Origin of the sequence: Haliscomenobacter sp. (assembly GCF_965225875.1) — a bacterium.
Lineage (GTDB): Bacteria > Bacteroidota > Bacteroidia > Chitinophagales > Saprospiraceae > Haliscomenobacter.
In genome coordinates, this window is record NZ_CBDDBS010000003.1 from 2,516,353 (window position 1) to 2,528,074 (window position 11,722).

The following is an 11,722-nucleotide window of genomic DNA, read 5'->3' on the forward strand; positions in this document are numbered from 1 at the left end:
AAGGTACAACGCCTATGAAAGCTTTTGTAAGAAACACCTGTTTGTGGATTTTTTTCCTGATGTGCTCCAGCCTGGTCGCACAAAAGGACTTTCATTTTGAAAACTTCAACACCCGCAATGGGCTTTCCCACAATGAAGTTCGGGCCATTTTGCGCGACAAGCGCGGCTTTTTATGGATAGGCACCGCCAATGGCCTGAACCGTTTTGACGGGCACGAATTCAAAGTGTATCTGCCCAATGTCAAAGTTAAAAATGCCCTTCAGGGGGCCTCTATCACGGGCTTAGGAGAAGACCTGCAAGGACGGATTTGGGTCACCAACAACAAGGGGATTGACATTTACAATCCACTCTCTGACGATTTTTCCCCTTTACCTCTCGACGATGAAACGGCGGTTGACCACAGTTTTCGGATGGGCTGTTACGTCAACTTTGACCATGAAGGCCGAGCAGTCATTACCTCGGGGCACCACAAAATCCTGATCGTTGAGCCAGATGGCAAACAGCGTGTCATCATCACCCCTGATGTACCTGTAGAAGATCGGCCCATCATGTTCCGTGCCCAAAAAGGAAACAAAGTATACATCAGCACGCCCAAATCACGAAACGAACTATGGTTGAGTAGTGACTTGGGTTTGTTCAGCCTACGCCTAAAGGACGATCATTTTACCCATTATCCACTCAAAGGTTGTACATGGAATTTTGGACCGGGAGCGATATTTTACCAAAAAGAAAAAGAGCGGGTGTGGATGACTGCCTTTGGCAGCGGGTTTTATTACTTTGATGTAAAAACGGGTAAATGGGGTCAGTTGCCTCCCAAAGAAGTGCCCATCCAGGACTATATTTCTGCTGGGCAAAGTATGGCGCGGTTTGGTTCCGACTACTTGTTTTTGAATACCCCTGGTTTGTACAATCTAAAAACGGGTTCTTTTTTTGTGGCCAAACACATTCCTGATGACCCCTATTCTTTCCCCACAGGTACGGCTCTTTGCGCCTACACGGATCGGGATGGCATTTTGTGGATGGGTACTACGGCCGGGCTGGTCAAACTAGATCCCCGCTTACAAGGTTTTAAACATGCATTTTTAGAGGCGCACCCTGTATACGATTACGACAATTCAGTATTTGATGTGTTTTTTGAACCGAAAAACCAGAAATATTACGCCTCCTCTTTTTACTGTGGCGGGGTTTATGCCTATGACCCGGTTAAAAAAACCTCGGAAGACATCACTACAAAATTGCCCAAAAGGCTGGGTGGTACTTGCAAAATACTACGCGACAGCAAAGGCAAGACCTGGATTACCGCCAATGGCACCCTCTACGAAGCCGATTTTGTGAATCGCCGTTTTACTCCGGCGCGTAGTGCGCCCCCACCCAAAGGAGTATGGCTGGAGCCGGTAGTACCCGATATGGAGGAAGATGCTGATGGCAACATCTGGCTGGCCAAATGGGGAGTTGGGATGTTGTTTTACGACCGCAAGGAGAATCTCCTCAGCCACCTGGAAGGTGAACATTACCCCGACAAACCCAACAAAGCTTACATGCTCTGTGCTGATCGAGCCAAACAACACATCTGGCTTTGTACCATGGGGGATGGTCTTTGGGATTACGATATCAAAACCCGCAAAGCCAAACAGATACTCGAGCTCAAGAACAAGGACGGCACCCCTTTTAGTGTACAAGACGGGACGGGGATTGAGAGCGATTTTGAAGGTAAAATCTGGGTGTCGACCCGCCAGGGCCTGGCGGCAATCAACCCTCAAGGGAAACCGGTGATCCTCACCGAAGTAAACGGCCTGGCCAACTCCCAGATTGAAGGCCTAGGAAAGGATAAACAAGGTCGCCTGTGGTTGGCAACTGCCAGCGGTATTTCGATGGTTGATCCTCGTACTTTGGAAGTTCGCAATTTTGACGAAAGGCATGGTTTAAAAATGGACGCGACGCTGGATGCTTTTTCCTTATTGCCCAACGGAGTAGTATGTTCGGGAACCAAACGGGGCTTTATTTATTTTCATCCAGATTCGGTACTGCGTAAAATTCCAACATTAAGCCCCATCATCACCGATTTCAAGCTGGAAGGTAGAACCTGGAAAGAGGCAGGTCAAATTGGCAATTGGCAGGAAAAAATTGTTCTAAAACCCAATCAAAACATTTTTAGCATTGCCTTTGCAGCGCCCAGCTATACCCTTCCTGAAAACACTTACTTCAGTTATTACCTGGAAAACCTGGATAAAACCTGGTCTGAACCCGTACAAAATAAGGTTGCTACCTTCTCCAACCTGCCACCCGGCAAATACAAGTTTTGTCTAAAAGCAAGGAATAGCGACGGCATCTGGAGTAAACACATTACGACTTTGGACATTGTAATCAAACCTCCGTTTTGGCGCACCCCCTGGTTTATTGCTCTGATTAACCTGGCCATTGGAGGCCTCATTTACGCTGCCTACCGCTTGCGCACCTGGCAGATCCGGAAAGAAGAACGTATGAAAGCAGAATTCAACAAACGACTAGCCGAGGTGGAAATGGCTGCCCTGCGCTCCCAAATGAACCCCCATTTTTTATTCAATTGCCTCAATTCGATCAATCGTTTCATTCAGCGCAATGAGCCGGATGCGGCTTCAGCCTATTTGACCAAGTTCAGCCGTTTGATCCGCCTGGTGCTCGATAATTCGCGCTCTAATCTGGTTACACTACGCGATGAACTGGAAGCGCTGCGTTTGTACATGGAGTTGGAATCCATGCGTTTTGTCAATCGCTTTACTTACCACGTTCAGGTCTCACCAGCTATTGATCCTACTTGTTTGGAAATTCCACCGATGATCATTCAACCTTATGTTGAAAATGCCATTTGGCATGGACTGATGCACAAAGAAGCCAAACCTGGCGAAGAATGCCACCTGGCGGTAAGGGTATTTCAGGAAGACAATGCACTGGTGGTAGAAGTAGAAGACAACGGGGTTGGCCGAGCAGCCGCGCGTGCTTTCAAAAGTAAATCTGCCACCGCGCAGAAATCACATGGCATGGAGGTAACAGCTGAGCGTATCCAGATGATTAACCAGATTTATCAAACCGAAGCTTCGATTTTGATTGAAGATTTGGTAACGCCCGAAGGCAAAGCAGCAGGCACCAAAGTGCGGCTGACGCTGCCTTTGGAATAAATACTTTGAAAAATAAGTTGAGGAGTTGAGAAGTTGAGGAGTTGAGAGCTACTGCAGCGGCTTAGAGGTCATCTTGTTTAAGCCGCTGTAGTAGCTCTCAAGTTCTCAAGTTCTCAACTTCTCAACTTCTCAACTTCCCAACCATGAAAGCAATCCTCATCGACGATGAACTATACTGCACCGAAGTGCTCTCGTCTTTACTGAGTAAACACTGCCCGGAAGTAGAAGTGATTGCTGAGTTCAACGATTCCCGCAAAGCACTGGAGCATTTGCGCAAGGAGGCACCAGATGTGATCTTTTTGGACATTGAAATGCCTTACCTCAATGGCCTCGATCTGTTGCAACAATGTCGTCCATTGCAGTTTCAGGTCATTTTTACCACTGCCTACAATCAATATGCTCTGCAAGCCATTAAGCTTAGCGCCCTCGACTACCTGTTGAAACCCATTGATGCCGAGGAATTGGTGGCAGCCGTCCAAAAAGCCAAGGATAAAACGGCCAAGCCGGATTGGCGGCAGTTTGAAGTAATGGAAAATTTGAATAAAGCGCCAGAGCAAGCCCCCAAAACCATTGCCCTTTCCACCTCAGAAGGTTTGACTTTTGTGGAAGTTGCCGATATAGTGCATTGTCAAAGTGAAGGCAGTTACACCAAGATCTTTTTCATCCACAACGAAACCATCATGTTGTCCAAGCCCCTCAAGGATGTGGGGGAAATGCTGGTTCCCTGTGGCTTCCTCCGCGTACATCACTCCTACCTGATCAACCTCAATCACATCAAAAAATACATCCGCGGAGAAGGTGGCGAAATCATCACCCGCAATGGCCACTCCGTGCCCGTTTCTAAGCAGAAAAAAGCAGAGTTTTTGGAGAAAATTGCAAAGATTTAGTTAAAATCTTGCATTTAGCTGCAATTATTGCCAAGTTATGCTGTCATTTATCGCAAATGATGGCATTTTTTTTTGAAAAACCGCCAAATATAAACCCAAAACCGCCAACGGTGAAACCTGGATTTACCGTCATACTAACACCGACTAAATTTGAATCATGAAATCGCTGTTGGGGCAATCCTCATCGACGGGCAACCGCGAGGGATACCTCAACGACACCTAAACATTTTTGAAGGATCTTATTTAAACACCCGACTCATGACAACCGTTTTTTCAAGCTTTACATCCAAAACCCACACCACACTGATTACTGATGCTGCGTTGATCCAACAATCGATCCGCGGTGATCAGAAAGCTTACGCCCAATTGATTGCCAAACACCAGAAGCTCGTAAGAGCGACCATTGGCCGCTACATCCAGACGCACGATGACGCTGAAGAAGTATTTCAAGACACCTTTTTGCGGGCCTTTCAGGCTTTACCCGAGTTTCGTGGTGACGCCAAGCTCAGTTCCTGGCTCTGCAAAATTGCTGCTTCTGTTTCGCTCAACCGCTTGCGCAGCAAGCAGTACCGCAAAGGACTAACCGAAAGTGGAGAAATCAACGATGGTATTCAAATTGGCATCCGTGCCGAAGGTGCCCACCACATGGAAAAGCAAGAAACTTCCTTCTGGTTGCGCCAAGCCATCGAACAATTACCCGAAAGTGATAGTGAAGTATTGCACCTGTTTTACTTCCACGAGCGCTCAATTGAAGAAATTTGCCAACTTACTGGTCTTTCTGAATCCAACATCAAAAGCCGTTTAGCTCGTGCTCGTCAAAAACTGAAGGGCATCATTGAATCTCGGTTTGGTAAGGAACTGCTCAATTAAAAATCACCCGACTGTTATCCGTTTCCCTTTATAGCTGTTTTTTCAACATCCCGGATTTTGATGGAAGTCAAAATTCGGGATGTTTTTTTAGTTCCAAACTAGCATAATACTATTGAACATTTTGTTCTTCAGATGTGGAGGGCATCAATAGCCCCTGGCTTTAGCCTGGGGACTATGGCAATCCCTTTTAATTGGGCTTTAGCCCCAGTCTTAATTTTCAAGCGAGGGCTAAAGCCCAAATCTGAGGGTGGTTCCATGACCCCAGGCTAAAGCCAGGGGCTATTGATGTCCTCCGAGTAAAATGTTTTAGTCTGCTATTAGGCAATCAATTTGCTTAAGTAATACCGTTTGGCCATCAGGGCAATCGGTATCCCCAGAACTAAACCCAATACCGTCCAGCCTTGCAAGGCGTTGAGCAGTTTAAAAGGATTGGGAGGTAAAGCGGTCAAAGGCAACACAATAAAGGTCATACACGCCCCCACAAAAACGCCGTACAAAAAACCAGTCAGGTATACATTTCCACGCAAAAAGCTCAAACGTGGAAAAGCCAGGAAGAACAACAGCGTGAAAGAAACAGCAATAAAATAGTGAAAAGACAGCCCTAAAAGAGCCGTTCCCCAGCTACCTTTCATACTCCGCTCCAATCCGAGGGCACCTCCTGCAATATAATGCAATAGTTTGAAAGGAAAATTGCCAGAACGCGCCCAGGACATTAGTGTAGCTGCAAGAATATCAGTGGTGCCGACCAATAAAGCGGTGCTGAGTAGGGCTTTCCAAAATTTGTTCATTGTCGTTGTGTTTAAAGGATGAGAAGGGTTTGACATTATCCCCGGACAAAACTAAATTTGTCTATCCTGGAGGCCGCACCAAAAAGCGAGCAAAGTGCGTCAAAACCCATTCAAAATGCCTGCATCACCCTTCAACACCGCAACATGAGTGAACAAGAGCTGGTCAAACTATGCCTTACGGAGGTTTTTTTGAGCAATGGTTATGCAGACCCACACAGTTTGGCTCAGCGGGATTATGAAAACGTAAGCCAGGCCATTGAAGCAAAAACCGGTATCCTCATCAGCATTTCTACGCTCAAACGTTTGGTCAATGGTCATTTTGCACGGCTCCCACAAGTTGCCACTTTGAATGCCATTTCCCGATACCTGGGCTATCAGCATTGGCAGGATTATCGCTCAACAGTCAAATCAAAAATCCCGATTGAAGGTATAAACATCCCTCGAAGGAAGTTTGTGCTTAAGCGCAGTTTGCCCAAAACACTGCTTTATTCCTCTATCCTCAGTTTACTTTTTGTGTTGTTCATTACCAGCCGCTCCAGTTTAAAGGATGCGGGAGCAGGCTCGGAAGAGGCCAAGTTTTCGGTCAAAAAAGTAACCGCAAATGATCTTCCAAACACGGTCGTTTTCAGCTACAATGTAGACAATATCGAAGCCGATAGTTTTTTCATTCAACAATCCTGGGATAAAAACCGCCGGGTGCGCGTTTACAAAAAGCAATATACCCTGACCGATATTTATTATGAACCCGGTTACCATACGGCCAAACTGATTGCCAATGATGTAGTGATCAAAACCTTGGGTGTGAGTATTCCCACCAGGGATTGGTTTTTTTATGCCAAAAGGCGTTTCCCTTATGGCGCCCCCAGCTACATCTACCCCCAACAGCCTATCCAGGATGGTGAATTGGGGCTGCAAGCAGCGGATTTGGGGCAGAATGGGCTCAATGTTGGCGCACAAAATAACTATACCTACACCTATTTCCCTTCGCAGTGGCCTGTCCACAGCGACAATTGTATCTTCAAAACCCGGGTGCGCGTTCAAGAGCTCAAAAAAAATCCTTGCCCCTTTCTGATGCTGGAGGTTTTTTGCCAACAACATTTCATGTACTTCATCAGCATGCCCAAAGGTTGTACCAGTGAAGCCAAGTTGCAGTTTGGCGATTTAATTTTGGATGGCAAAACAACGGATTTATCAGCATTGGGGGCCGATGTAACGGATTGGATGGAAATAAAAATTGAAGTCAGGAATCGGCTGGTAACGATTTATTACGGTGACAAACGAGTTTATACCTGCACTTATTCAAAATCAGCAGGAAAAATTACCGGTATTGGTTTTATCTCCAATGGATTGTGCAAAATAGATAACATTGAATTAAAGGGCTTGAATGGGACCGTTTTTTACCAAAATGATTTTGAGCAAGTTCAATGATTTTTCAACTTTTCGTTTTTATTAATGACATTTTTAGGATATTTTCACCTCAAATTCTGTCGACATGAATCGGGTAGATCGGCTCATGGGCATAGTCACCGCCCTGCAATCCAAAAAACACCTCAGCGCCGAAGCCATTGCTCAACGCTTCGAAATTAGCGTACGCACTGTATACCGGGATATCCGGGCTTTGGACGAGATCGGGATTCCGGTTGGCTTTGAGCCCGGCCAGGGATATTTTGTGATGCAAGGGTATTTTTTGCCTCCCGTCATTTTTAGCAATGAAGAGGCAAATGCCTTATCCTTGATGGAGCCTTTGGTCATGCGTTTTGCCGATCAGGGTATCCGCCGTCATTATGCAGCTGCTCTCAACAAAGTCAAAGCAGTACTCAAAAGCGCCCAAAAGGACAAAATGGAACAGATGCACGAGAGTGTGCAGGCGCTGCGTCCGAGTTGTTTGGAAAATGATTACGACTATTTGGCAAAAATTCAAACCGCGATTGTTTCCAAAAACATCCTGCGGCTGCAATACGAAAATGCGGTTCAAGAGGCCAGTTATAGGGAGGTTGAACCCATTGGGCTCATTTTTTATTCGCTCAACTGGCATCTGATAGCTTGGTGCTGGAAGCGCGAAGAATACCGGGATTTTCGGGTATCACGGATTCAGAAGCTGGTTTCGACCACCGATCCTTTCCGCAAATCCGACCACATTGCGCTCAGCGAATACCAGGTGGATGTCTATAAATGGTAAATTAAAAAAAGGTATTGAGCGACTGCCATAGGGTTGTCAGTGGATGGGATTAACTTTGTCAAAAAATCATCCAGATGAAGTATCCGTTTGTGCTTAAAACCAGTATGGAAATTGCCGCACCCATTGAAAAAGTTTTTGCGGCACTCAGTGAACCCGAATCCGTAAAAAAGCTCTTTTGGGATTCAGAACTGGTTACAACCTGGCAGGTTGGTACACCCATCATTTATCAGGGCGAATGGGAAGAGCAGAAATTTGAAGACCATGGCACCGTATTGCAGTTTGACCCACCCCATGTGATCAAGTACAATTACTGGAGTAGCTTTGCCGCCGCAGAACTGCCCGACTTACCTGAAAACTACCAAACCATCACCTATACTTTTGAGCCAATTGAGCATGGTACTTTGATTACCATTGAACAGGACAACATCCGTTCCGCTGAAGTGATGGAACACAGCGAGCAGAACTGGCAATACTTACTAGGTACGATGAAAGAGATGTTGGAAGTAAAAGTTTAAATTTCAAAAAAAGCACCAGTAGCTGGAACTAAATTTCACCTACTGGTGCTTTCATTTCCATTACTCATTGTCTCCGGTTTGCACCCCAGTACTTTTTCATACATTTCTACAATCGGCAGTTCACGCAAGTCAATTGCTAATGCCGAATGTTTAGCTTCTACCCCACGCAACATTTGAATACACAATTTGATGTCATCCACACTTAGGTCGTGGAAAATCAGATTATTGACTACCCCAGCCCGACGATAACACTCGTGTAAAACTTCAATTCCTTTTTCAGTGACCTTGACCAAACGAGCTCTTTTGTCACTGGGATCGGTTCTTTCTTCGATGAGTTCGTTGGCCAACAAGCGGTTTAAGGTGTCAATCCCGGTCGAAACACCCATCAATTGTTGTTGAGCAACCTCGGTTTTGCGACACTCACCGGAATGGTAAATGAAGTTTAAGAAAAAAAAATCCTCGGATTGTTTGATTGATGGAAGGTCGGATAATGCTCTGGTGATGTAAACTTCAAACAAACGAGCAATGTACCCAATGAGTTTCATCAAATAGGCAGCTGGCATAGGCGGAGTTCCTCTACCAACAAAATTTTCGCCAAGATCCAACTTGGACCTTTGTATGGTGAGGTAATACCGACAAAACTCCTCTATTTCGGCCTGAGGATGAGCTGCTTCAAAAGCACCCCATTCATTCACTAATTGCACTGTTTTATTCATGTTGCAAATATATCGGTTTCGTCACAATTTCATCAAAAATACATCGAAATATTTGTATTTTTCACGGACCCGTCCTATATTTGTTGCAATTAATTCGGCTTCGATGTATCTGCTTGCAAAAAAACCCGTCACCTTCCCAAAGAATTCCGCTTCCCAAACGCCAACACCACCCAAGATTGGCGTCTTCAAAACGAACATCAACAAACGCCCGGAAGCAAATCGCGTTTGTAACCAGCTCAAAATAGATGGTTTAGTCACCCGTGCCACTGTGGACCTCAGTGATTGTGACCGTATTTTGCGCACAGTTAGCAACAAAAACAACTGGCCAGACATCATCCACGCTGTTCAATCCATGGGTTTTTTCATTGAGGAATTACCCGATTAACCACCTAGGTACTGGTTTGCTTCAATCCAATGCCACATTTGCTTCGGCACCCTATTACTATGTCATCTGCATTGTTAAAATTCACACCTTATCAATGGTTTGTAATCGCCATTTTATCGCTCCTGCAATTTTCCATCATTCTTGATTTTATGGTGTTGTCCCCTTTGGGTGCACAATTGCTGGAAGAATTGAACATTACTACCACCCAATTTGGCCTGGTTGTTTCCGCTTATGCTTTTAGTGCTGGAGCTTCGGGCATTCTGGCTGCTGGTTTTGCTGATCGTTTCGACCGCAAAAAGCTCTTGCTGTTTTTTTACGCCGGCTTTATTGTAGGCACCCTGCTTTGCGGGATCGCCCCTACTTATTTTCTTTTATTGCTGGCACGTATTGTGACTGGAATTTTTGGAGGGGTAATTGGCTCGATTGTTTTTGCCATCATCACCGACTTGTTCGCGCTTGAAATGCGGGGACGAGTGATGGGTTTTGTCCAAATGGCTTTTGCGGTAAGTCAGGTTTTGGGCCTGCCAATCAGCCTGTATTTTGCCAATTTATTTGATTGGCATGCTCCTTTTTTGCTCATTGTGGCCATTTGTGTACCCATGTTTGTGGTGATTGTACTCAAATTGAAACCCATCAATGCCCACCTTGCTTTGCAAAAAGACAATTCGGCCTTTAGCCATCTTTGGGAAACGGTTTCCAAACCCCGTTACCTGCAAGGCTTTGCGGGCACCATTTTGTTGGCCACCGGTGGTTTTATGCTGATGCCTTTTGGCAGTGCTTTTTCCATTAACAACCTTGGGGTTACTTTTGACCAGTTGCCCATCATTTATTTGGTGACGGGCATTTGTTCGATGATTGCCGGCCCTTTATTGGGGCGTTTGAGTGATAGTGTGGGAAGTATAAAGGTGTTTACTGGCGGGTCAATCCTTACCATTATCATTGTAGTGATCTATTGCAACTTTGGAGTTACGCCCCTTTGGATCATCATTTTGATGAGTGTAATCATGTTCATCGGCATCACTTCACGGATGATTTCGTCAACTGCTTTGGTGAGTGCGATCCCTGCACCAGCTGATCGGGGCGCATTTATGGGCATCAATGCTTCTATCTCGCAAATTTCAGGTGGTTTTGCCTCGGGTATTGCGGGCATGATTGTACATCAGGCTGCTGATGGCCACTTGGAAAACTATCCCATGCTAGGGTATGTGGTAGCCGTTACCATGATCGTTGCGATCGGATTGATGTACAACATTCACCGGATGGTGAAAGGAAGTGTTGCGCATTAAGCGCTAGTCTAAACTTGTGATCTAAATAAAAAGGGTCAGGTGTTACCATCTGACCCTTTCTATTTTTATTGCATCAACATCAGGTTGTCTAAACTCACCTCAATGTTATCTCCTACTTGCTTGATGCTGTAAGTCATAGGATAATAACCCGCTTTGTCAAATTTCTTGGGCAACGGCATGGTTTTGGTCAGATTAGGCTTTGATTTCAGAAAATCATAAGTGACCATTGGCTCCATAAAGGTTAATTTCCCATCATAAGACCCAAAGATCAGGGTTTCTGTAAACTTACCTTTGCCCGACAATTCTGGTGAGGTAGGATCCGCCCAATGCACACCCATTTGGGGTACTCCACCAGGCAAACGAATGTACGAACTAGGGATGTAATCCGCTGGCGGAAGATTGTCAAATTTAGTTGCTTTTTCCCCGTAGGATGGAATAGCCAAACGCTCATTCAAGGGTTGCAAATAAAAATGCATGTCGAAATGCGCTACATCGTACACCCCTGGTGGTTCATGCCCAGAATGGAGGTAATCAAGCATAATGTGGTCAAAAGGGATTTTCCCGGCAGCTTCACTGGGAATACTCAACACCAGCGCTACTCCAGGATGGGGTAAATTGTCCAGTGCACCTTTTGTCAGGGTAAAACCAATTGAAGTTGGTTTGTCATCAGCAGAAAACTTGACCCAGGAATAAGCCTTTCCATTACCAAGGGTTTGCTCCGCTCCTTTAAAGCTTGAATCGCTTTCTTCTTTGTCGCAACTACTGAATAGCCATACAGCCAGCAGCAACACGAGTGATAGGTTTTTCATTGAATTACAATTTAAACAGTTGTACAAATAAAAAATGCTTGAATGGAAGGAGTCGTATTAATTGTGAAAGCAAAACTAGCTTATGGGATGGTAAAAAGGGTTTGATCTCGTCTCTAATAGGTTTGCTGGTGT

11 protein-coding genes are annotated in these 11,722 nt (G+C 45.3%); 8 read left to right on the forward strand and 3 right to left on the reverse strand.

Features of this window, described 5'->3' with window-relative positions; translation table 11 throughout:
* Positions 1-14: 14 nt before the first annotated feature.
* The 3 genes from ACO08K_RS30230 (at position 15) to ACO08K_RS30240 (ending at position 4,912) form a co-directional block, all read left to right on the forward strand.
* Positions 15-3,155, forward strand: a complete 3,141-nt coding sequence (locus tag ACO08K_RS30230) for a histidine kinase (RefSeq protein ID WP_421800237.1) — start codon at positions 15-17, stop codon at positions 3,153-3,155.
* A gap of 143 nt (positions 3,156-3,298) precedes the next feature.
* A complete protein-coding gene (locus ACO08K_RS30235) occupies positions 3,299-4,042 on the forward strand; it encodes a LytR/AlgR family response regulator transcription factor (protein ID WP_421800238.1) in 744 nt (247 codons plus the stop codon).
* A 258-nt stretch (positions 4,043-4,300) separates the two neighbouring features.
* Positions 4,301-4,912, forward strand: a complete 612-nt coding sequence (locus ACO08K_RS30240) for an RNA polymerase sigma factor (RefSeq protein ID WP_421800239.1) — start codon at positions 4,301-4,303, stop codon at positions 4,910-4,912.
* 317 nt (positions 4,913-5,229) lie between these two features.
* Here the strand turns inward: ACO08K_RS30240 and ACO08K_RS30245 are convergent, their stop codons facing one another.
* Entirely contained in the window at positions 5,230-5,700 is a 471-nt protein-coding gene (locus ACO08K_RS30245; RefSeq protein ID WP_421800240.1) for a hypothetical protein, read from the reverse strand.
* 57 nt (positions 5,701-5,757) lie between these two features.
* Here ACO08K_RS30245 and ACO08K_RS30250 point away from each other — a divergent pair, with 57 nt between their 5' ends.
* The 3 genes from ACO08K_RS30250 to ACO08K_RS30260 all read left to right on the forward strand — a co-directional run bounded on the left by ACO08K_RS30250 (position 5,758) and on the right by ACO08K_RS30260 (position 8,394).
* Positions 5,758-7,128: a hypothetical protein gene (locus ACO08K_RS30250; RefSeq protein ID WP_421800241.1), complete on the forward strand. Its 1,371-nt coding sequence runs from the start codon at positions 5,758-5,760 to the stop codon at positions 7,126-7,128.
* A 64-nt stretch (positions 7,129-7,192) separates the two neighbouring features.
* A complete protein-coding gene (locus ACO08K_RS30255) occupies positions 7,193-7,879 on the forward strand; it encodes a helix-turn-helix transcriptional regulator (RefSeq protein ID WP_421800242.1) in 687 nt (228 codons plus the stop codon).
* Between the two features lie 74 nt (positions 7,880-7,953).
* A complete protein-coding gene (locus ACO08K_RS30260) occupies positions 7,954-8,394 on the forward strand; it encodes an SRPBCC family protein (protein WP_421800243.1) in 441 nt (146 codons plus the stop codon).
* Positions 8,395-8,429: 35 nt separating this feature from the next.
* Here ACO08K_RS30260 and ACO08K_RS30265 read toward each other — a convergent pair whose 3' ends face one another.
* Positions 8,430-9,110 carry a MarR family winged helix-turn-helix transcriptional regulator gene (locus tag ACO08K_RS30265; RefSeq protein WP_421800244.1) on the reverse strand — a complete coding sequence of 227 codons (681 nt, stop codon included), beginning with the start codon at positions 9,108-9,110 and terminating at the stop codon, positions 8,430-8,432.
* A 103-nt stretch (positions 9,111-9,213) separates the two neighbouring features.
* On the opposite strand from ACO08K_RS30265, the gene ACO08K_RS30270 reads away from it, so the two are divergent.
* On the forward strand, positions 9,214-9,495 hold the full coding sequence (locus ACO08K_RS30270) for a hypothetical protein (protein ID WP_421800245.1): 282 nt from the start codon (positions 9,214-9,216) through the stop codon (positions 9,493-9,495).
* A gap of 59 nt (positions 9,496-9,554) precedes the next feature.
* A complete protein-coding gene (locus tag ACO08K_RS30275) occupies positions 9,555-10,781 on the forward strand; it encodes an MFS transporter (RefSeq protein ID WP_421800246.1) in 1,227 nt (408 codons plus the stop codon).
* Positions 10,782-10,846: 65 nt separating this feature from the next.
* On the opposite strand, the gene ACO08K_RS30280 is transcribed toward ACO08K_RS30275, so the two are convergent.
* Positions 10,847-11,590, reverse strand: coding sequence for a DUF5602 domain-containing protein (locus tag ACO08K_RS30280; protein ID WP_421800247.1), 744 nt, complete (start codon positions 11,588-11,590; stop codon positions 10,847-10,849).
* Positions 11,591-11,722 lie beyond the last annotated feature (132 nt).

Excerpts from the sequence above, each read along its gene's own strand:
- ACO08K_RS30230 (WP_421800237.1), top strand. The coding sequence starts at position 15 with ATGAAAGCTTTTGTAAGAAACACCTGTTTGTGGATTTTTTTCCTGATG.
- ACO08K_RS30235 (WP_421800238.1), top strand. The coding sequence starts at position 3,299 with ATGAAAGCAATCCTCATCGACGATGAACTATACTGCACCGAAGTGCTC.
- ACO08K_RS30240 (WP_421800239.1), top strand. The coding sequence starts at position 4,301 with ATGACAACCGTTTTTTCAAGCTTTACATCCAAAACCCACACCACACTG.
- ACO08K_RS30245 (WP_421800240.1), bottom strand. The coding sequence starts at position 5,700 with ATGAACAAATTTTGGAAAGCCCTACTCAGCACCGCTTTATTGGTCGGC.
- ACO08K_RS30255 (WP_421800242.1), top strand. The coding sequence starts at position 7,193 with ATGAATCGGGTAGATCGGCTCATGGGCATAGTCACCGCCCTGCAATCC.
- ACO08K_RS30260 (WP_421800243.1), top strand. The coding sequence starts at position 7,954 with ATGAAGTATCCGTTTGTGCTTAAAACCAGTATGGAAATTGCCGCACCC.
- ACO08K_RS30265 (WP_421800244.1), bottom strand. The coding sequence starts at position 9,110 with ATGAATAAAACAGTGCAATTAGTGAATGAATGGGGTGCTTTTGAAGCA.
- ACO08K_RS30270 (WP_421800245.1), top strand. The coding sequence starts at position 9,214 with ATGTATCTGCTTGCAAAAAAACCCGTCACCTTCCCAAAGAATTCCGCT.
- ACO08K_RS30275 (WP_421800246.1), top strand. The coding sequence starts at position 9,555 with ATGTCATCTGCATTGTTAAAATTCACACCTTATCAATGGTTTGTAATC.
- ACO08K_RS30280 (WP_421800247.1), bottom strand. The coding sequence starts at position 11,590 with ATGAAAAACCTATCACTCGTGTTGCTGCTGGCTGTATGGCTATTCAGT.